The following is an 18993-nucleotide window of genomic DNA, read 5'->3' as shown; positions in this document are numbered from 1 at the left end:
TGCACTTTTGAGGCATAAAGGTGTGCTTTGGTGGCAACACGCTGGAAAGTTTCTATTGAGGATGATGGATGTTGATCACACGCTTGCATCGCACGATCGGTGTATCGAGTCGCTGGCTGGCGCCGTTGGCCAGACTCCCGCTGATCCTGTTCTCGGTCGCTGCGATGATTTTCGTGCTGCTGCGCCTGCTACCGCTGGATCCGGTTGCCATGCTGTTGCCGCCCAATGCCACGCCCGAACAGAGCACTCATTTAAGGCAGGGGCTCGGGCTCGACCGCCCGATAGCAGTGCAGTTTCTGTTCTGGTGTCGGCAGTCCGTCAGCGGTGACCTGGGGCAGTCGATCCAGTTTGGTGAAAGTGTCGCAACACTGATCCTGCGCACCTTGCCCGTGACTCTGCAACTGGTGTTCTGCAGCCTGGTCCTGGGGATCGGCCTGGGCATCGCCAGCGGGCTGGTGGCCTTTCATTACCGGCAAACACCGCTGCGCGGCGCACTGGATCTGTGTAACAGCCTGACTCTGGCCATCCCGGAATACCTCTGGGCCATTCTATTGATGCTCCTATTCGGTATCGCCCTGCGTTGGTTGCCCTTCTTCGGTCAGATCGATCCGCTGTTGATAGTGCCCCGACGCAGCGGATTTCTACTGCTCGATACCCTGCTGGCGGGCAACGGAGCGGCGCTGGGTAGCGCCCTCGCCCATCTTCTCCTGCCCGCAACGGCTCTGGCCATGGGCATCGCCCCGCCATTGATGCGAATTCTCTATTCAAGCCTGGATCAAGCCTATGCACAGGAGTACATCAACAACGGCCGGCTACGCGGCCTCTCGGAAAGCCGCCTTCTGCTGCGCCATGCGCTGGGCAATGCCTGGCTGCCGGTAGTCACGCTAATGGGCGTCCAAGGCGGATTACTCATCGGCGGCACCTTGCTGGTCGAGGTTATCTTCGGACTGCCGGGGCTCGGTAGCCTCATGATTGACGCCATCACCAGCCAGGACCTACCGCTGATCCAAGGCGTAAGCCTGGTCTATGCACTGGCGGTACTGCTGAGCAATACGCTGATGGAACTGTGGCTGATCCGCCTCGACCCACGCCTGAGAACGGAATGAGGACGGCACCTGGATGGCGGGTCTGGCTGGCTTTGGGCTATTGGCTGACCCTAGGGCTGATCGCCTGGCTGGCACCGGATATCGTCCCGCACCCGCCACAATTGCAGGATCTCGACCGGCCATTGTTACCGCCAGCCTGGCTGCCCGGCGGCGACTGGGATCTGCCGCTGGGCAGCGACTCCCTCGGCCGTTGCCTGCTATCGCGCCTGATCTTCGGCAGCCGCGTGGTGTTTGTCGTGGCACTGCTTGCTGCCCTCGGCAGTGCGCTGATCGGGACCACGCTGGGGCTGCTGGCCGGCTATATCAAAGGCTGGCCGGGACGGCTGATCGCCCTGTTGATGGATACCTGGATGGCGTTTCCCGCCGTGGTTCTGGCGATGCTGCTGATGGTCGCCCTGGAGCCGGGCTTCGCCAATGTGATACTTGCGATCATCCTGGTCGACTGGACCCGGTTCTGCCGAGTGATCCGCAGCGAGACACGGCAACTGGCGACTCGTGACTATGTATTGGCCGCCCGGATCACCGGGGCGTCACCGCTGGCGGTGATCGGTCGCGATTTGCTGCCGGGGGTGATGCCTACGTTGATCGTCATGACCAGCCTGTCCATGGGCAGTGCGATTGTCACCGAAAGCATCCTCGCCTTCGTCGGTATGTCAGTGGACCCCGGCGTGCCCTCCTGGGGCACAATGATCGCCCAGGGCCTGGACAACGCCCTTAGCGCGCCGTGGCAATTGTTGCCGCCGCTGCTCGCGACCGTCAGCGCAATTCTTGCCAGCATCATGCTCGGCACTGGTTTACGCTATGCAAGCCGCGGTCCGGCAGCCTCCGGCGGAGTAACCGCGCCATGACGACCGCGCCTTTTTCCCTGCCTGCCGAAGTTCTTCTTGAAGTACGGCGGCTAAGTGTTCGCGGCCCGGTCAGTCTGGCCCTGCAGGACATCAGCTTCCGCCTGCCCAAAGGCCGGATTCTGGGGCTGGTCGGCGAGTCCGGCGCGGGCAAGAGCCTGCTTGGCAAGGTCCTGGCCCGTGCCCTGCCCCAGGGTCTGCGGGTGGTCGAGGGCGATGTGCGTTTCGCCGGCGGCGACCTACTGGGTGACCCGCCAGCCGAACACCGGCAACGACTGGGCAAGCATATCTGTTTCGTGCCCCAGGATCCGGTTCAGGCGCTCGACCCGGTACTGCGTATCGGCCAGCAACTCGATGAGCACTTCCAGCGCCTGGGCCATTGCGCAACAAGTCGTGCCGCGCTAAGCCTCGGGGCGCTGAACAGCGTACGCATCGCCGAGCCGCAGCGAGTACTGCAGCAGTATCCGCATCAACTATCGGGGGGCATGTGCCAGCGGGTACTGATTGCCATGGCCTTCGCCAGTGGGCCCGACCTAGTGATTTGCGATGAAGCCACCACCGCGCTGGACCCTCCGAGCCGGCAGCATATCGTCAGCCTGCTACGCGACCTGCAGCGCCTGCACGGCACCGCCGTGCTTTTTATCACCCACGACCTGGACCTGGCCTCGCAGCTCTGCGACGACCTGCTGGTGCTCTATGCAGGAACCACAGTCGAGTACGGCAGCGCCCGACAACTGCTCGATAACCCTCGTCATCCCTATACCCGCGCCCTGTTGCGCGCGCGGCCCTCGTTGCGCGGCCCTTGGCAGGCGCTACAGCCACTGGTGGGCCAGATGCCAGGGCTCGAGGGTCTGGCTGGACTGTCGGGTTGTCGCTTTGCACCGCGCTGTGCCCAGGCTTCCGATCATTGCTCCCAGGGGCCGATCGCACTGCAACATGAAGCCGACGGGCGTCGCCTGCGCTGCAATGGAGGGGTCGGCCATGAGCCGGCACGGCACGACGTCAACCGGCTGAACGAACATTACGCCTTGGGCCTGCTGGGTAGCGAGACACCCTTTCTGCGGGTCGAAGGGCTGGCCCAGCAGCTTCGTCATGGGCGTTGGCCCTATGGCCGGCAGGTCCAGATACTGGAAGATATCGACCTGACTATCGCGCCCGGCGAATTCGTCGGTCTGATCGGTGCCAGCGGCAGTGGGAAAACCAGCCTCGCACGACTGTTGATGGGCTTGCAGGTGCCCAGCGCCGGACGCATCTTGCTCAACGAGCATCCGCTCAAGCAGGATCGTCATTCCTGGGAGCGGCGGCGCCAGGCGCTACAGCTAGTGTTCCAAAACCCGACAGCCGCCCTCAATCCGCGTCGTACCCTGGGCGATCTGCTGACCCAGCCGCTGGACCATCGCTCCGTGCTGCGCTCGGAGCGCGCCCGTCGAGCACTGGCCCTGCAGCAAGCGGTCGGCCTGCCCTCAGGCATGCTCAAGCGCCTGGCCGACCAGCTTTCCGGCGGCCAGCGCCAGCGTGTCAACATCGGCCGAGCATTGTGCGTACTGCCACAACTGCTGATTGCCGATGAAATCGTTTCCGGACTGGACGCGTCGGTACAGGCTCAAATCCTCAACCTGCTGCTGGAGCTGCGCCGCGAACACAAGATCGCCCTGTTGCTGATCTCCCACGACTTGGCCGTAGTGCGCTACCTGTGCAGCCGTGTATTGGTCATGGACCAGGGACGCATCGTTGAAAGCGGCGAAACTGCTCGAGTGTTCGACCAGCCCCGGCATCCCGTGACCCAGGCGCTGCTACGCGCCGCCGATAGCGAGACCGACCATGCTTGAACGCCGCGCCCTGCTTCGCGGGACCCTGCAGGGCCTGGCCCTGGCCGCACTGCCCAGGGCCGTACTCGCCGAAAGCAGAGGCACGCCCGATGAACTGAGCATCGCCTACCCGACCGATATCAACAGCTGGGATCCGCTCGGGGTCAACCCGCTGCAATCGGCTCTGATCAAGTGCCTGTTCGACCAGCCGCTGACGGTCGACGACCAGTTGCGCTACGGTCCCAGCGTGGTCACGTCCCACCGCTGGCTGGATGCCCACTGCCGCACGCTGGAGCTGTGCCTGCGTGACGGAATCCGCTTCCATAACGGCGACCGATTGACCACTCGGGATCTGCGTTTCTCCTTCGTCGATCGCGCACGCCTGGCACCGGGATCGTTGCTGGCCGGTGTCTGGAGCGGTATCGAGGAAATAGAAATCCTCAGCGAGCAAAAAGCGATTTTCCACCTGCGCTATCCCATGGCTTTCGCCCCGGCAATGCTCGCCGATGTACCGTCATACCTGGTTCCCGCCGACTATTATCAGACCGTGGGCAGTAACGGATTCGCCAAGGCCCCGGTGGGTTCTGGTCCCTATCGCCTGGTCGAGTACCGGCAGGGCGAGCGGATCGTCCTGGCGGCCAACCTCGACTACTGGCGCGGCCCGCCGCCGATACGCCGACTGGTCTTTCTAATCAGCCGCGATGCGATTGCCCGCGCCGCCACGCTCCAGGCTGGCAAGGCCGGGCTGACGATGAACCTGTCGGTCCGGGAAACCCGACGCTTGGGCAACCTGCCGGGGCTTGCCCAAAGCATTCGCCCCAGCACGGCCATCGTGCTGCTGCAAATGGTCAACCAGGGAGCCTTGCGCAATCGCGATGTACGACTGGCGCTGCACCATGCTCTGGACAAGCCGGCGATTTCCTCGGGGCTGTTCGGTGGTTGCGCGGTGCCTATCTGGGTACCCTCCGGCCCCGACATGCCAGGCCACGTCGAAGGTTTTCGCATCGACCACGATCCCGAGCGCGCACGGCAACTACTCGCCAGCGCAGGTCATGGCCCGCAACGGCCCCTGCAGCTCAATCTCTACACCACCAAGGGCGCCCTGCCCGCAGATCTGGAAATGGCCCAGGCAGTCCAATACATGTGGCAAGCCATCGGCATTGAGGTACACCTCAAGATCCTGTCACCCAGTCTGCTGATTGCCTACCAGAACCAGGGCCGCCTGGACGGACCGGTGCTGCGTGGCTGGAATCCTGCCGCCGGCGACCCGGCCACCTACTCGGGTTTTCTAATGCACCCGGCGATGAGCTTCGCCCTGTTCAAGAGCGACGATATAGCCTCACGCCTGGACCCGCTGATGGCTGAGCCTAACGATGAAATCCGTTTTGCCGGGTTCAGAAACTTTGATCGCTGGCAGGTAGAACAGGGCTACTCCATCCCGCTTTTCCAAAGCCCCGCGACCTTCGTCTATCGCGACGACCTGCACTTTACTGCCCATCCGAGCGGGCTGTTGTTTCCCACCGCGCTGGGCTGGTGCCACGACTAGAACACTCACGTATCACGATACCTCTACGCGCAGACCTCGACGAAAAACCCATGGCATTCCGGACGATACGGGAGAGGTACAGGTTGAGGATTTGTTAAAGCGCGGATCGTCTCGGTCGGTGGGGAAGATGAGGAGTTCCACCTGGTAGAGCAAGGCTACCTTGGTGAAGCTTTGAAGGCGGAGCTCACCCGACTGCGCTCGATCACGCGCCTCGACACCGAGCTGACCAGCTTCGACGCAATCGATTGTCAGATCGAATGCAAATGGGCGGTCAACTGCAGTGCGATTTCGCAAAGGTATTCCAGTTGGTATTCCAACCAAAAATAAAAAACCGCATTAATCTTATAAATCAAGATGATACATATCGGGTTCAGATTACCCCGACCACCAAATAAACGTTACAAATAAGGCACTTAGCGATTATCGCAAGTGCCTTTTTTGTGCCTGAATGGGTGGTTTTTGCTCGGTTATGTCAGCGTTGATGACAGCATCAGAGCAGCTAGACACGGGGGGAGAATCCACGGCTGAGTTTCGGCCTGGAAAGTCACGCAAACCCAGCGTCTGAACATGTCCAAGCTTGAGATCGGCACCAAGAAGAATGGGCTACCTTTGTCGAGATCCAGGAGCAACAGATTTTGATCTTGGGTCATGTGTTTTGGTGGGCGATGTATTCGTGCTAACAATAGAACGACAGAGCAATGCCCTGCAGAAGGGTTACTGAATGCAGAAGAAACAGCCGGAAAGTAAAGAAGCAGCAACTGCCGTTGAAATTGAGCGCTCTATCCAGGCCCTGAATAAGATGGCTGAACGCCTTTGGGGAGATGGTCGAGAGACCGAGGCGAAAGCCCTCCTGGATGCCTTGGATGCTCTGAACCGGGCGCTGGACCGGATCAGGATTGGCGAAAGTCGCAGGGTTGTGACTCTTCATTGAAGACCGCAGGAAGGATTGTGCGGAGCAAGTCACAGATTTGTAGGACGCACCTGATTAAGGGTTAACCCGGTTAACAGTTGTCGCGACAACCATTAAAGGCGCAGCGGACCACCTGACACTAGGGAGTCCCTGACTGATCTGGATCGAGGGTTGATGACATGGCTCACTCACTTCAATACCAGATTACTGAATCCGTTCGAGTCGTTGAGATCGAGGTAGGAAAACTGCTCGATCTGGCCGCAACGCTTAGAGACGATGGGAATGATGACTTGGCTGCCGCCGTCTCGATCCAGGCGCACAAGCTGCTTGAGGCTGCGGTAGCGCTGAGAATTGCAATAGCAGGCTGACTGCTTACGCTGATGAGGTGAAGGTGGCTTCAACCGATCGACCGAAGAAGCATTCTCGGGACGACTTGATAGAGCTTATTGGCCTACCGGCATCAGTCTGAATCTTCGCCTTACTTCAGCCCGGCCCAGTGCCGGGCTTTTTCATTCCTGCCGCTCGTCAGACGCCCAGCACGCCTCCTCTCCTCTGTCTTCCAATGCAGTACACCCCCCGAACGGAAGACGTAGAAAATGAACAAACAGATCGTGGCTCTTACGCTTGCAGGCCTCCTGTCGACCTGCTCGCTCTATGCGCTTGCTGCCGAGAAGACGACTGCAGGATCTGCCGTTCCGCCCGCTGCTCTTCCCGGGCTCAACCAGGCTCAGGGCTCTGAATCCAATGAGGACAAGGCCAACAAAAAGGGAGAGGAATCTTCGGGCTCGAACTCCGGCGCCGATTCGCAAACCCTGGAGAAAGACTCAGGCTCCTCGGACAGTTCGACAAATGAGGAAAACAAACAAGGCGGTAGCGGCTCCGGAAGCTAGGCGTCACCGACGTCCGTTCTACGCCATGCTGTTCTTTCCGTCCGTTCACGCTTTCTTCACATTCTGGCGCGTAATGTCGATTCTGCTCCTTGCAAGACCTTAAGCCCGCTAATCCCCATCGCGGGCTTTTCTTTGCCTGCAATTTACTGCGGCTCGCCAACCTCTCTCCTGGACTACGCTTTCCTTCTCTATGGAGGAAGCGCTATGCCTGATGATCCTACCCCCGCTCTGCTCTACCGTATCAACCAGAACGTCATGGCTCTTGGATCTGCTATCGAGGAAATTGGCATCTGGATCGACCAACGTGGCTCTTCGGAAACATCCAGCCGAATCAACGCGCATCTGCAGGTACTGGAAGGCAACACTGACGCCATTGCTGAGTTGATGGCTGACCTGATGGCCAGGTGGAGGCCAGAAGAAGAGGAAGATCCAGAAGACTGACTCCTGCCCAATGAATGCAGCCCAGCATCGGGCGCTGTGGGAGCGAGCCTGCTCGCGATTGCGGCGTGCCAGTCGACATCAATGTTGAATGACCAATCGTTATCGCGAGCAGGCTCGCTCCCACTGAAGCAGCCAGGTGAATGACCGGGAATCAAACCACCTTCAAATCCACTGAAACGTGCCCACGCGTCATACGCGAATAAGGGCAGATCTCGTGAGCGGCCTCGGCCAGTTGCCGTTTCACATCGCCCTCCAATCCAGGAAGGTTGATGTTCAACCTCACCGCCAATTGAAAGTTCCCATCACTGATCTTGCCCAAATCCACCTCAGCATCCACAGAGGTGTCCTCCGGCAACTTGACCTTCAGCTTGCCGGCAGCCACCTGCATCGCGCCGATGAAACAGGCCGAATAGCCGACAGCGAACAGTTGCTCAGGGTTGGTGCCCGGTTTGCCCGAGCCCGGAGAGCTGAGTTTTACGTCGACCTCACCATCGCTGGATTTTCCGCTACCCGTGCGGCCGCCGATGGTGTGTGTTTTTGCGGTGTATAGAACGGTTTCCAGTGCAGTACTCATGACAGTGACTCCTGATAAGGATTGAAAAGTCGCGGGTCATTCGACGGCTCGCCCAAGGTGTCGGTGTCGTGCGCCAAGAGATCTGGCACGTCGTAGATGTCGCCTGGAAGCGACAGAATGTGAGGGCGGAGGACGGCTTGATCGATCGTGAGCGATCCTGGATCAAGAGGGAGGCCGTAACAGGTCGCAGTGTGTCGACAGCTCCGACTGTTCAAGCCTAGCAGCGCAGCATCGGCTTTCAAGTGACGTCAGTCGGACCAAACCAGCCCAAAAAAAAGCCCGATCTCGCTAAAGCGTTCAATGGCCCCAAGCAGTCTCTACGGGCGTCGTAAACGATACCAATACTGGACGCCATGACGTTCCGAATGCCGCGCATCTCGTGCAATTCTGGCCACAGCCCGGTTTTCCAGGCCGTTCACGATACTCTGACGCAAATCACTCCCAACACCGCCATAGGGTGTACCATCAAAGTCTGTCAATCGGATATCAGTTAGCCATGTCCACGCTAAGCGAAGAGAGCCGTCAGATCGTAGCTTCTCTGACGCACCGCGTTGGCCCCAACGCTGACATTGCAAAAGTCGCACAAGCGATCACCTCGATATTGCGGGATATGGACGCAGCCCTCACGCCCATCATTGGCCAGCAAGGGGTTGCCGCGCTTTATCGCCGCAGCCTTCGTCTGTGCGCCGCCAACCATCCGCGTCTGGCCGGCATCTATGACAGTGTGCAGGCCTCCTTGGATCTGACTGCCCTCAAGTCCGTACTCGTCGAGCAAAGCGAAGCCGATGCATTGTTTTTCGGTGAAGTGTTGCTGACCACTTTTTACGAGCTGCTGACCACGCTGATCGGGCCCTCGCTCACCGCACGTTTGCTTCGTGGCGTGTGGGAACCTTCTTTGAGCGACACCCCTTCGCAGGAAACTTCGCCATGAGCACCAAAGTGACTATCAACCGCCTGGCCACCGGCGTGCCAGGACTGGACGAAGTGCTGGGCGGCGGATTGCCGGAATTTTCGTTCAACCTGATCGCCGGCCCGCCTGGCTGCGGCAAAACCACCCTGGCACATCAGATGATGTTCGCCCTGGCGACACCCGAGCGTCCGGCGCTGTTCTTTACCGTGCTGGGCGAGCCGCCGCTGAAGATGCTGCGTTATCAGCAGCAATTCGACTTTTTCGACAGCGAAGCGATCAACCAGTCGATCCGCTACATCAACCTGGCCGACGACACCCTGGCCGGGAATCTGGACGAAGTGCTGCGGCGCATCGTCAGCGAGGTCGAGGCGCACTCCCCGGCGCTGGTGTTCGTCGACTCGTTCCGTTCGGTGGTGCTGGCCAGCCAGACCGAAGACAACCCGAACAACAACTTGCCGCAGTTCGTACAGCAACTGGGCATGTTGATGACCACCTGGCAGGCGACGACCTTCCTGATTGGCGAATATTTCACCGAAACCGACACCAACCCGATTTTCACCGTGGCCGATGGCCTGATCTGGCTGCGTCAGAGCGTTCAGCGCAATTCCATGGTGCGCAAGATGGAAATCATGAAGATGCGCGGCCAACCGACGCTGCCAGGCCTGCACACCTTCCGCATCGCCACCTCGGGGATCAAGGTCTTTGCCCCAGCCGCCAGCAACCCGGTTGAAGCGCCGCTGGAGTTCCCGATCAAGCGCCTGAAGATGGGCGTTGCGCAGCTCGACGAAATGCTCGGCGGCGGTTTGCCCCGTGGCTACTCCTTGCTGGTGGCCGGGCCGTCGGGCTCGGGCAAAAGCATCCTGGCGGCGAGCTTCCTGGCCGAGGGCGCGCGCAGCGGCGAAACCGGCGTGATCGCGGTGTTCGAACAACGGCCCAATCACTCCCAGAACGCCACTCTCTCTGGCCTGATCCAGAGCGGCCAGGTGGGTCTGGTGGACAGCCGCGCCCCGGACCTCTCCATCGACGAAGTCGTGCAACTGTTGTTGAGCGAGATAAACCGACTGAAAGCGACCCGCGTGGTCATCGATTCGCTGTCGGGTTTCGAACTGGCGCTGGCGCCGACCTTCCGCGAAGACTTCCGCGAGTCGCTGTCGCGCATGGTCACCGCGCTGACCATCATCGGTGTCAGTGTGTTACTGACCTCGGAACTGGAAGACCGCTACACCGACCTGCGCTTCAGCCCTTACGGTACGGCGTTCCTTACCGACGCAATCATCGTCCAGCGCTACATCGAAGTGCAGAGTCGCTTGCTGCGGATCATGGCCGTGGTCAAGGTGCGGGCCAGCGCCCACTCCGATGAACTGCGCCTGTACCGCATCGACAACAACGGTTTGCAGATCGGCGAAATGTTGCCGGACCAGGAAGGTTTGCTCGGGGGCCGGCCTACCCGGCATCGGTTGGGCAAAGACGACGGATGAGCAAATAATCATGAATGAGGCCAATGGCAAGAACGAGCAAGCGGTGACCACGGCCGCTCGCGAACTGTTTCTGCTCGGCCAGAAAACCGTCGAGGCACGCGCGGTGCTGGCGGCGCTGAACAAGGAGCTGAGCGACGCCAACACCCAGCTCGCTGACAGCCAGCAGATCGAGCAACTGATCGAGGCCAATCAACAATTGGTCCTGGCGATTCTATTGGCGCAGTCGGATGCGGAAAAACCCCTGCGCACAGTCAAAGAGCAACAGCGTTACCTGGAGATGCGCGAAGCCAACGAGCAATTGGTGCTGGCCGTCCTCAGTGCGCAACACTTGCAGGCCTCGGCCAAGCACAGCCTGGCACAGCAACGCAACATCCTCACCCTGGTGGCTCACGAACTGCGCAACCCGCTGACGCCCATCAGCATGCTCGCCGGCCGACTGGTGCGGGTGCCGAGTGAAGAGCTGCCGCGAATGCAGGCACTGATCGAAGGCCAGGTGCAGCACATGTCGCGCCTGGTGGACGACTTGCTCGACGTTTCCCGCGCCAGCACCGGCAAGCTGCGTCTGGATTGCCGGATCGTCGACATGGCGCAAATCATTCAGGAGGCCATCACCGTGTGCAGCCCGCTGATGGCTGCTCAACATCTGCACTTCACGGCTGAGTTGCCCGAGTGCGCACTGGCGGTGAATGGCGATCCGGTACGACTCACGCAGATTCTCGGCAACCTGCTGGGCAATGCGAACAAGTACACACCGGCGGGCGGCACGGTCACGCTTTCGGTGACCACCAAAGCCGATCTGCTGCAGATGAGCATTTGCGATGACGGCATCGGTATTTCCGCCAAGGCGCTGCCCTTCATCTTCGAGCCATTCGTGCAGGACGTTCACGCCGTTGGCTTCAACGGCGCAGGTCTGGGCATTGGCCTGACGGTGGTGCGTGAGCTGGTCGAAGCCCATGGCGGCACGGTGATCGGCATGAGCGACGGCGACGGCAAGGGCAGTACCTTTATCGTAACCTTGCCGCTGGCGGTTTGAGTTTTTCCGCAGGCCTTGCGATTCGCAAGACACGTCCTACCTTCGTTGGAAACGCGAAGAAAAATCCCACAGGTCTTTAGGGTTGTCGGTCGGAAGTCCGCTCAATAACCTCTGGCTGTCGCTGAAAACTCAGTGATCGGGCGTGAGATCCCCGGATGAGCAATTGGAAACTAGCGCTAGCCCCCCCATAATTGCCGCCAGATTATTCGCTGTCCGCAACACTTTATGGCGGCTGTGTGCGGGCAGACTTCGGTCTGGCCGGGTTCCTTTTGCCGGTGATCTCACTCCGCACATAGCTGCCACCTCTCGCCGTGTGAGATCGGCAACTGATGGCTCCAATTACAAAAGGACCTTCAAGTGGATAAATTAATCCCCGATCCCCCCTCCAACACCACCAAACCCTATAGCCCCAGCACCCTGTTCATGATCGTCCCGGACATGGACACTGAAACCCTCCTCGCCCACGCCTGCGAGTCACTGGCGTCAGCCAACGTCATGACCAGTGATTTCGCCACCTGCCTGACAGGCCCCCAGCGCAACACGGCCCTGGCCATTGCGCAGATCATCATGCTGGCGGAGCTGGCAGTGAACCGCGCGCTGGATAACATCGATCCGCAGGGATAGGCAGGCACTCCGCGTCATCGTTCATCGCGAGCAGGCTCGCTCCCACAGGTACAGTGGCGTCCTTGTGGGAGCTTGTTCGCGATGACGGCCGACCAGCCTCTGGTGATGTCATCTGCCCCACCGGCATCTCCAGCCGCGCTCGCCCATAAAACGCCAGCGCCGTCAGCAAACACGCCAGCCACACGAAGATCCCGGCCCAGAACGTGTGGGACATGTAATGCCAGCCCTGCAGAACCCGCGTCGTGCCATAGACGAAACCAAGCAGCAGCGAGCCGTACATGACCGCTCTGGAATAGCGCCAGCGGTAGCGGCGCGCCACGAAGTACAACGCCAGCAGGGTAAAGCCACCCGAGGCATGCCCGCCCGGCCAGCAGCGACCGTCCCCCGCGACCTTCAGCAGATCGAAATTCTGGTACCACTCCTTGTGTTCGATTTTCCCGGCGTACTGGATCGTTTCAACCGGGCAATACACGCTGGTGTGACCCTTGAGGTAGTGGATGACGCCGGTACTGATGGAAAACGCGAACACCACATAAAGGAAATCACGACGGTGCTTGCTGGCAAACCGCAGTACCGGGGCGACTTTGATTTTTTCCAGGAACGCGACGATTTTCGAATGTTTTTCAGCCTTCAGACGTGGCCAGAGAAACGACAATAACGCACCGATGATCGCCACTTCGCCGGTCCAGTTCGGAATGATCCGAGCCCACTTATGGGTGATCTTTTCAAACAGGTGCACATGCTCAAGCGGAAATACCCGGGTGACCGGGTCATAAAAAAGATCGCTGAACGCGATATCGATTCTGGTCAGGTCGAACAGCAGGAAAACCACGACCGCGCAGGCCAATGGAATACCGAAGTTCAGCCAGTAAAAACGGTAGCAGGAAGAAGTCAGCATCGTGCGTCCGGATCCAGAGAGTGAATTCATTGGGTACTCACCGAGCGCCAGTCCGAGGCTTCGATGAAACCGAGCATGCGCGGTGCCTGAGGCGTTTCGGTTGAAATGAACAAGGACGCGCCATACCCCAACGTGGAAGCCGGCAACTTGAGGTCTTTTTCAAGTTGCGACATGCATTCGCTGTGGGTCACCAGAATCAGGTTGTGCCCGGCCACCTTGTGCACCAGCGCATCGCGCAGCATGGTGCCCCTGCAGTTGATCAACCAGTCCTCACCCGCACCGACCCTGTTGAACATATAGCCGGCGGTCTGCGCGGTACGGATGACCGGGCTGTTGTAGATATCGGCCTTGTCCAGGCCCAGCCGTTCGAACTGCGCACCAACCCCGACCGCGACACTGCGGGAACGATCCGTGATGCCATCGTTGCCACTCAGGCACGCGGCGGTGGAGTGATCGCAACGCTCGACATGGCGAACCAGCACGATCATGTCGCCCCTCGCCCAACCCGCCGCCAACGCCCGGGCACCAGGCACATTGCCGTGGGCCAGGTCCGGCACGGCGGCGGGGCGCAACAGAAACGCCGTCAAAGGGACCACCAGCAACGCCGAGGCCAGCACCACCGCCGTATTTCGATATCGGGTCCAACGGCTCAGATCAATCGAGCGTTTTATCCCGAACAGGCTCAGTCTCAATTCCACATCAGGCCGCCTCGCCGGCATGCATCACTTTCATTCGATGCCGCGAGGGTAGAGAGGCGCGCGTCGCCTGCCGGTGAAACCCGTGTGAAAAAAAGCTTAAGGCCTGCCCAAAAACCTTGTTACAGATCAGTCCTGCAAAAACCTTTCAGCTCTCGGGATCGCTGCCGATACATACCTTCTACATATCTGCTGGCTCCCAAGAACAACAATCTTCCAGCCAACCAACGATGAAATGCGCAACGTTCCTGGAGGAATTTGATGAATAGCTGGTTCGGCAACATCAGCGTGAACCTGAAACTGGGCCTGGGATTTGGCCTGGTCCTGGCACTGACCTGCGTCCTGGCCCTGACCGGCTGGACGAGCCTGGGCGGGTTGATTGACCGCAGCAACTGGATGAGCGATATCACCCAGCTCAACGCCGGCCTGACCAAGCTGCGCGTGGTTCGCCTGCAGTACATGCTGACCAACGGCGACGAAACCGCCGCACAGAACGTACAGACCACCCTTGACGCGTTCTCTGCCCAGCAACAAGCGCTGCTGGTGAAGTTCAAGAGCCCGGAAAACCTCAAGCTGCTCAAAGAGCAAGGCGCCGTCATTGAGGCCTACAAGACATCCCTGAACAAAATGCGCAGCGCGTACCGCACGGGTAACAGTGCCCGTGACGCCATGGGCAGCAACGCCGAGACCGCGAGCAAGCTGATCGACGCGATCAGTACCAGCGTGAAACAAATGCCGCTGAGCGATCAACGTGCGGAACAGTTCCAGGCCATCACAGCCACCAAGGAAGCCTTCTTGCTGGCCCGTTACGAAGTGCGTGGCTACACCGCCAGCGCCAATGCCGACACCGAGCAAAAAGCCGTCACTCAACTGGACGCGGCCATCAGCGGTCTGAAGCAACTTCATACCTATTTCGCCGACACCCAGCAGGACGCGCTGCTTCAACTTGAAACAGCACTGACCAATTACCGCAGTGCCTTGCAGGCCTTTAAAGCCGCCACCAACGATACCGTTCAGTCGCGCAAGGAAATGACCGACCAGGGCACCACCATCGTGACCCTCAGCGATCAGCTGTATCAGATCCAGCTCGATCGCCGCGACGCCGAAAGCGCACAAGCCCGCACCCTGCAACTGATCAGCACCTTGCTGGCATTGTTGGTGGGCATCATTGCTGCCGTCATCATCACCCGTCAGATCACCGGCCCGCTGCGCGATACACTGGCGGTGGTCGAACGCATCGCCAGCGGCGACCTGTCCCAGGACGTCAAAGTGACTCGCCGCGACGAACTCGGCGTATTGCAACAAGGCATCGCGCGCATGGGCGTGACCTTGCGCGACTTGATCAGCGGCATCCGCGATGGCGTCACCCAGATCGCCAGCGCCGCCGAAGAACTGTCGGCCGTGACCGAGCAAACCAGCGCAGGCGTTAATAGCCAGAAGATCGAGACCGATCAGGTGGCCACCGCCATGCACGAGATGACTGCCACCGTGCAGGAAGTTGCGCGCAACGCCGAACAAGCTTCCCAGGCGGCAGCCGCCGCTGACGGCGAAGCTCGCGAAGGCGACAAGGTGGTCAACGAAGCCATCGCCCAGATCGAACGACTGGCCACCGAAGTGGCACGTTCCACCGAAGCCATGAGTGTGCTGCAACAGGAAAGCGACAAGATCGGCAGCGTGATGGACGTGATCAAGGCAGTGGCCGAACAGACCAATCTGTTGGCACTCAACGCAGCGATTGAAGCGGCCCGTGCCGGTGAAGCCGGTCGTGGTTTTGCCGTGGTGGCCGACGAAGTCCGTGGCCTGGCCCAGCGAACTCAGAAATCCACCGAAGAAATCGAAGGCCTGGTGGCTGGTCTGCAAAACGGCACCCAACAAGTGTCGGCGGTGATGAACAACAGCCGCACCCTCACCGACAGCAGCGTCGCGCTGACCCGCAAAGCGGGTGTGTCACTGGAGAACATCACCCGCACGGTGTCCAACATCCAGTCGATGAACCAGCAGATCGCCGCCGCCGCCGAGCAACAAAGCGCCGTGGCCGAAGAGATCAGCCGCAGCATCATCAACGTGCGCGACGTGTCCGAACAGACTGCCGCCGCCAGCGACGAAACCGCCAAGTCCAGCGTTGAGCTGGCGCGGTTGGGCAATCAGTTGCAGATGATGGTGAGTCACTTCAGGGTTTGATATTCACTTTGCGGTAAATGACAGATCCCATCGCGGGCAAGCCCGCTCCCACAGAATATGTGTCGTGCCAACATTCTTTGGCACTCACAGAACCCTGCGGGAGCGGGCTTGCCCGCGATGCTATCTAACAAACAACTGATATTTCGGATCAGCCCTGGCCTCGCATTGATTGCTGACCCTGGCGATGTCGCAGATCCAGCTCTGAGCTGCCATTTGTCCGGCTTCCTGGCGCCTTACACACTAATCGCATTGGTAAACACCAACCGGTTCCCGAACGGATCGGCCACGGTCATGTCCTGACTGCCCCACGGCATCGCCTGAATCTGTGGATGCGCGAAAGGATATTCCTTGGCCAGCAACTGCTGCTGGAAGGCCTCCAGCTCATCGGTCTCGATTCGCAGCGCCGAACCCGGTGTGCTGTCGCCGTGGTGTTCGGACAGGTGCAGCACGCATTCGCCGCGCGAGACTTGCAGGTACAGCGGAAAGTTGGGTTCGAAACGATGCTGCCAGTCGATCTTGAATCCCAGGAAGTCGACGTAGAACTCCACTGCCTTGATTTCATCGAAAATCCGCAGGATCGGGGTGGTTTTACCGAAGCTCATCGCGTTGCTCCCAGACAGAGAAGGCCCAGAGTGTAGCCGGGCCGGATGTCAGCACTTCGGCTTGGTGGTGGCTTTCTTTAATCGCAATGTGCCACTACTGTGACGCAGCACTCGGAATACTTACTCAAACCCGTCACGCAAATTCCCTTCCCGCGCCAGAAAGCGCCCCTCCCTTCTTCCGTTTGCCTGCCCTTCGCTGTAACTCAAGACACCGTTGACCCAAACCCCATCAATCCCTTCCGCCGCCCGTTGCGGATCATTGAAGTCCGCCACGTCGCGTATCGTTGCAGGATCGAACAACACCAGGTCCGCCCAATGCCCTTCGCGGATTTCGCCACGTCCCTTCAAGCCAAATCGCGCCGCCGATAGCCCGGTCATTTTGTGCACGGCGGTGTGCAGTGGAAACAGTCCGACGTCGCGACTGAAATGTCCGAGCACACGTGGGAATGCACCCCACAGGCGCGGATGCGGAAACGGGTCTTCCGGCAATCCGTCAGAGCCGACCATCGACAACGGGTGCGCGAGGATTCTTCGTACATCCGCTTCGTCCATTCCGTAATACACCGCACCCGCCGGTTGCAGTCGGCGGGCGGCATCCAGCAAAGGCACGCCCCACTCGGCGGCAATGTCCATCAGGTCGCGACCACCTAGTTCCGGGTGCGGCGTGGACCAGGTAATGGTGATGCGATGGGCATCGGTGACTTGTTTGAGGTCCAGGGTCGAAGAACTCGCGGCGTAGGGATAGCAATCGCAGCCCACCGGATGGGTTTTCGCTGCATGTTCGAGGGACGCCAGCAGTTGTGGACTACGCCCCCAGTTACCGGCGCCGGCGCATTTGAGGTGGGAAATGATCACCGGTGATTTTGCGTGACGGCCGATCTGGAACGCCTCGTCCATGGCCTCCAGCACCGGTTCGAATTCACTGCGCAAATGGGTGGTGTAGACCGCGCCGAAGGCACTCAGCTCTTCGGTCAGTTGCATCACTTCATCGGTGGAAGCCGAGAACGCACTGGCATAGGCCAGACCGGTCGATAAACCCAATGCACCGGCTTCAAGACTTTCGCGCAGTTGCTCGCGCATCGCGCGGATTTCATCATCAGTCGCAGTACGAAACAGGTCGTCGAGGTGGTTGCTGCGCAGCGCGGTGTGCCCCACCAGCGCCGCCACGTTCAATGTGGTGTTCGCCGCTTCAACGGCTGCGCGGTAATCGCTGAAACGCGGATACACGAACGCGGCAGCCGTGCCGAGCAGGTTCATCGGGTCCGGCGGATCGCCGCGCAAACTCACTGGCGAAGCACTGATCCCGCAGTTGCCGACGATCACCGTGGTCACGCCCTGGCTGAGCTTGGGCAGCATCTGCGGCTGGCGGATCACCACGGTGTCGTCGTGGGTGTGCACGTCGATGAAACCCGGCGCCAGTACCCGGCCAGCGCCATCGATTTCTTCACTGGCGCGAGCATCGTGCAAGTCACCGATGCGCTCGATGCGACCGTTCAGAATTGCCACGTCGGCGGGGTAGCCAGGGCGGTTGCTGCCATCGATGATCAGGGCGTTGCGAATCAGCGTGTCGTACATCATGTCAGTCTCCCAGCGGCAAGTGATCGTCGCCGCCGCGGTAATCGTCCAGGGCGAGTTTGATCCGCCGCAGACGCTCTTGATTGTCTTCAGGATTGGCCAGCGCCAGCTCGGTGGCGAGCACATCGATGGCCAGCAACATGCCGTAGCGAGCCGCCGTCGGTTTGTAGATGAACGAGGTCTCGGCGATTTGCAGCGGCAGCAGCACATCGGCCAATTGCGCCAGCGGCGAGTCGGCCCGAGTGATGGCGAGAATCCGGGTGCCATAGCTGCGGGCCAGTTCCACGGCTTCCAGTAATTCGGGGGTGATGCCGGTCAGCGAGCAGGCGATGACCGCGTGTTCGGCGCCGAGGCTGGCGGCGGTGACGCGCATCATCACCGGGTCGTGGCACACCGCAATCGGGTAGCCGAGCCGCACCAGGCGCACTTGCAGTTCATCGCTGCACAACGTCGAGCAACCGCCCATGCCGAAGGCGTGAATCATCCGCGCCTTGCCCAGCAGCTTCACCGCATCGGCAAAGCGCGACTCGTCGAACGCCGAGAGATGCTGACGCAAGGTCGTTTCGATATCGCCAACGATCTGCCCATAAAACGCCGATTGGTCGGGTGTGCCCGCCGGGTCGAGAAAACGGCTGCCGACGCCGCTGGCCTGGGCCAGTTGCAGGCGCAGGTCGCGCAAATCCCGGCAGCCAACGGTGCGGGCAAAACGCGAGAGCGTGGCGGTACTGACTTCGGCCCGCTGCGCCAGTTCGTCGAGGCTGGCGGCAGAGGCAAATCCTACGTCGTCGAGCATCAGGCGAGCGATGCGTCCTTCACCGGCGCTGAAGGAATCCTGACGGGCGCGGATCTGGTAGAGGATATCCATGGCAGGCGGCTC

Annotated in this window: 18 protein-coding genes and 2 pseudogenes; 14 read left to right on the top strand and 6 right to left on the bottom strand. The window is 60.2% G+C overall.

Annotation, left to right across the window (positions count from 1 at the left end; genetic code table 11):
- The first annotated feature begins 68 nt into the window (after positions 1 to 68).
- The 8 genes from ACYZUD_RS27110 (at position 69) to ACYZUD_RS27075 (ending at position 7546) form a co-directional block, all read left to right on the top strand.
- Entirely contained in the window at positions 69 to 1106 is a 1038-nt protein-coding gene (locus ACYZUD_RS27110; RefSeq protein WP_462020952.1) for an ABC transporter permease, read from the top strand.
- A complete protein-coding gene (locus ACYZUD_RS27105) occupies positions 1103 to 1954 on the top strand; it encodes an ABC transporter permease (RefSeq protein WP_462020951.1) in 852 nt (283 codons plus the stop codon). The genes ACYZUD_RS27110 and ACYZUD_RS27105 overlap by 4 nt, the downstream gene beginning before the upstream one ends.
- Positions 1951 to 3780 carry an ABC transporter ATP-binding protein gene (locus ACYZUD_RS27100; RefSeq protein WP_462020950.1) on the top strand — a complete coding sequence of 610 codons (1830 nt, stop codon included), beginning with the start codon at positions 1951 to 1953 and terminating at the stop codon, positions 3778 to 3780. The genes ACYZUD_RS27105 and ACYZUD_RS27100 overlap by 4 nt, the downstream gene beginning before the upstream one ends.
- A complete protein-coding gene (locus ACYZUD_RS27095) occupies positions 3773 to 5305 on the top strand; it encodes an ABC transporter substrate-binding protein (protein WP_462020949.1) in 1533 nt (510 codons plus the stop codon). Before ACYZUD_RS27100 ends, ACYZUD_RS27095 begins: the two co-directional genes overlap by 8 nt.
- A 721-nt stretch (positions 5306 to 6026) precedes the next feature.
- Positions 6027 to 6236, top strand: coding sequence for a hypothetical protein (locus ACYZUD_RS27090; protein ID WP_462020948.1), 210 nt, complete (start codon positions 6027 to 6029; stop codon positions 6234 to 6236).
- A gap of 158 nt (positions 6237 to 6394) precedes the next feature.
- Positions 6395 to 6583: a hypothetical protein gene (locus ACYZUD_RS27085; protein WP_462020947.1), complete on the top strand. Its 189-nt coding sequence runs from the start codon at positions 6395 to 6397 to the stop codon at positions 6581 to 6583.
- 228 nt (positions 6584 to 6811) lie between these two features.
- Positions 6812 to 7105 carry a hypothetical protein gene (locus tag ACYZUD_RS27080; RefSeq protein WP_462020946.1) on the top strand — a complete coding sequence of 98 codons (294 nt, stop codon included), beginning with the start codon at positions 6812 to 6814 and terminating at the stop codon, positions 7103 to 7105.
- A gap of 204 nt (positions 7106 to 7309) precedes the next feature.
- The gene (locus ACYZUD_RS27075) at positions 7310 to 7546 is read left to right on the top strand and encodes a hypothetical protein (protein ID WP_462020945.1); all 237 of its coding nucleotides are present in this window, start codon (positions 7310 to 7312) and stop codon (positions 7544 to 7546) included.
- A gap of 151 nt (positions 7547 to 7697) precedes the next feature.
- Here ACYZUD_RS27075 and ACYZUD_RS27070 read toward each other — a convergent pair whose 3' ends face one another.
- Positions 7698 to 8120, bottom strand: a complete 423-nt coding sequence (locus tag ACYZUD_RS27070; RefSeq protein WP_462020944.1) for an organic hydroperoxide resistance protein — start codon at positions 8118 to 8120, stop codon at positions 7698 to 7700.
- Positions 8121 to 8616: 496 nt separating this feature from the next.
- Here ACYZUD_RS27070 and ACYZUD_RS27065 point away from each other — a divergent pair, with 496 nt between their 5' ends.
- The 4 genes from ACYZUD_RS27065 (at position 8617) to ACYZUD_RS27050 (ending at position 12165) form a co-directional block, all read left to right on the top strand.
- Positions 8617 to 9051, top strand: coding sequence for a hypothetical protein (locus ACYZUD_RS27065; RefSeq protein ID WP_462020943.1), 435 nt, complete (start codon positions 8617 to 8619; stop codon positions 9049 to 9051).
- Positions 9048 to 10508 carry an ATPase domain-containing protein gene (locus tag ACYZUD_RS27060; protein ID WP_462020942.1) on the top strand — a complete coding sequence of 487 codons (1461 nt, stop codon included), beginning with the start codon at positions 9048 to 9050 and terminating at the stop codon, positions 10506 to 10508. The genes ACYZUD_RS27065 and ACYZUD_RS27060 overlap by 4 nt, the downstream gene beginning before the upstream one ends.
- A 10-nt stretch (positions 10509 to 10518) precedes the next feature.
- Positions 10519 to 11541 carry a sensor histidine kinase gene (locus ACYZUD_RS27055; RefSeq protein WP_462020941.1) on the top strand — a complete coding sequence of 341 codons (1023 nt, stop codon included), beginning with the start codon at positions 10519 to 10521 and terminating at the stop codon, positions 11539 to 11541.
- Positions 11542 to 11898: 357 nt separating this feature from the next.
- Positions 11899 to 12165 (top strand): DUF6124 family protein, encoded by a 267-nt coding sequence (locus tag ACYZUD_RS27050; protein WP_462020940.1) that lies wholly within the window; start codon positions 11899 to 11901, stop codon positions 12163 to 12165.
- Positions 12166 to 12282: 117 nt separating this feature from the next.
- Here ACYZUD_RS27050 and ACYZUD_RS27045 read toward each other — a convergent pair.
- Positions 12283 to 13063 (bottom strand): annotated as a pseudogene (locus ACYZUD_RS27045) (phosphatase PAP2 family protein); the annotation flags it as partial.
- Positions 13064 to 13089: 26 nt separating this feature from the next.
- The gene (gene pmrG, locus ACYZUD_RS27040) at positions 13090 to 13761 is read right to left on the bottom strand and encodes a lipopolysaccharide core heptose(II)-phosphate phosphatase PmrG (protein ID WP_462020939.1); all 672 of its coding nucleotides are present in this window, start codon (positions 13759 to 13761) and stop codon (positions 13090 to 13092) included.
- A gap of 258 nt (positions 13762 to 14019) precedes the next feature.
- On the opposite strand from pmrG, the pseudogene ACYZUD_RS27035 reads away from it, so the two are divergent.
- Together ACYZUD_RS27035 and ACYZUD_RS27030 are read left to right on the top strand one after the other, a co-directional pair.
- Positions 14020 to 15033, top strand: a pseudogene (locus ACYZUD_RS27035) (methyl-accepting chemotaxis protein); the annotation flags it as partial.
- A 42-nt stretch (positions 15034 to 15075) separates the two neighbouring features.
- The gene (locus ACYZUD_RS27030) at positions 15076 to 15939 is read left to right on the top strand and encodes a methyl-accepting chemotaxis protein (protein ID WP_462025122.1); all 864 of its coding nucleotides are present in this window, start codon (positions 15076 to 15078) and stop codon (positions 15937 to 15939) included.
- Positions 15940 to 16172: 233 nt separating this feature from the next.
- On the opposite strand, the gene ACYZUD_RS27025 is transcribed toward ACYZUD_RS27030, so the two are convergent.
- From ACYZUD_RS27025 to ACYZUD_RS27015, 3 genes are all read right to left on the bottom strand, one after another.
- Positions 16173 to 16541, bottom strand: coding sequence for a glyoxalase superfamily protein (locus ACYZUD_RS27025; RefSeq protein WP_462020938.1), 369 nt, complete (start codon positions 16539 to 16541; stop codon positions 16173 to 16175).
- A 120-nt stretch (positions 16542 to 16661) separates the two neighbouring features.
- On the bottom strand, positions 16662 to 18119 hold the full coding sequence (locus ACYZUD_RS27020; protein WP_462020937.1) for an N-acyl-D-amino-acid deacylase family protein: 1458 nt from the start codon (positions 18117 to 18119) through the stop codon (positions 16662 to 16664).
- A 1-nt stretch (position 18120) separates the two neighbouring features.
- On the bottom strand, positions 18121 to 18981 hold the full coding sequence (locus ACYZUD_RS27015; RefSeq protein WP_462020936.1) for a MurR/RpiR family transcriptional regulator: 861 nt from the start codon (positions 18979 to 18981) through the stop codon (positions 18121 to 18123).
- Positions 18982 to 18993 lie beyond the last annotated feature (12 nt).

It is taken from the genome of Pseudomonas sp. XS1P51 (assembly GCF_054897845.1).
This window is presented reverse-complemented; position numbering and strand designations above follow the sequence as displayed.

What these genes read in the sequence shown, in the direction of transcription:
- ACYZUD_RS27070 (WP_462020944.1), bottom strand. Translation starts at nt 8,120, where the DNA reads ATGAGTACTGCACTGGAAACCGTTCTATACACCGCAAAAACACACACC.
- ACYZUD_RS27075 (WP_462020945.1), top strand. Translation starts at nt 7,310, where the DNA reads ATGCCTGATGATCCTACCCCCGCTCTGCTCTACCGTATCAACCAGAAC.
- ACYZUD_RS27100 (WP_462020950.1), top strand. Translation starts at nt 1,951, where the DNA reads ATGACGACCGCGCCTTTTTCCCTGCCTGCCGAAGTTCTTCTTGAAGTA.
- ACYZUD_RS27110 (WP_462020952.1), top strand. Translation starts at nt 69, where the DNA reads ATGTTGATCACACGCTTGCATCGCACGATCGGTGTATCGAGTCGCTGG.
- ACYZUD_RS27030 (WP_462025122.1), top strand. Translation starts at nt 15,076, where the DNA reads ATGGGCGTGACCTTGCGCGACTTGATCAGCGGCATCCGCGATGGCGTC.
- ACYZUD_RS27060 (WP_462020942.1), top strand. Translation starts at nt 9,048, where the DNA reads ATGAGCACCAAAGTGACTATCAACCGCCTGGCCACCGGCGTGCCAGGA.
- ACYZUD_RS27090 (WP_462020948.1), top strand. Translation starts at nt 6,027, where the DNA reads ATGCAGAAGAAACAGCCGGAAAGTAAAGAAGCAGCAACTGCCGTTGAA.
- ACYZUD_RS27015 (WP_462020936.1), bottom strand. Translation starts at nt 18,981, where the DNA reads ATGGATATCCTCTACCAGATCCGCGCCCGTCAGGATTCCTTCAGCGCC.
- ACYZUD_RS27095 (WP_462020949.1), top strand. Translation starts at nt 3,773, where the DNA reads ATGCTTGAACGCCGCGCCCTGCTTCGCGGGACCCTGCAGGGCCTGGCC.
- ACYZUD_RS27025 (WP_462020938.1), bottom strand. Translation starts at nt 16,541, where the DNA reads ATGAGCTTCGGTAAAACCACCCCGATCCTGCGGATTTTCGATGAAATC.
- ACYZUD_RS27105 (WP_462020951.1), top strand. Translation starts at nt 1,103, where the DNA reads ATGAGGACGGCACCTGGATGGCGGGTCTGGCTGGCTTTGGGCTATTGG.
- ACYZUD_RS27020 (WP_462020937.1), bottom strand. Translation starts at nt 18,119, where the DNA reads ATGATGTACGACACGCTGATTCGCAACGCCCTGATCATCGATGGCAGC.
- ACYZUD_RS27080 (WP_462020946.1), top strand. Translation starts at nt 6,812, where the DNA reads ATGAACAAACAGATCGTGGCTCTTACGCTTGCAGGCCTCCTGTCGACC.
- ACYZUD_RS27055 (WP_462020941.1), top strand. Translation starts at nt 10,519, where the DNA reads ATGAATGAGGCCAATGGCAAGAACGAGCAAGCGGTGACCACGGCCGCT.
- ACYZUD_RS27085 (WP_462020947.1), top strand. Translation starts at nt 6,395, where the DNA reads ATGGCTCACTCACTTCAATACCAGATTACTGAATCCGTTCGAGTCGTT.
- ACYZUD_RS27065 (WP_462020943.1), top strand. Translation starts at nt 8,617, where the DNA reads ATGTCCACGCTAAGCGAAGAGAGCCGTCAGATCGTAGCTTCTCTGACG.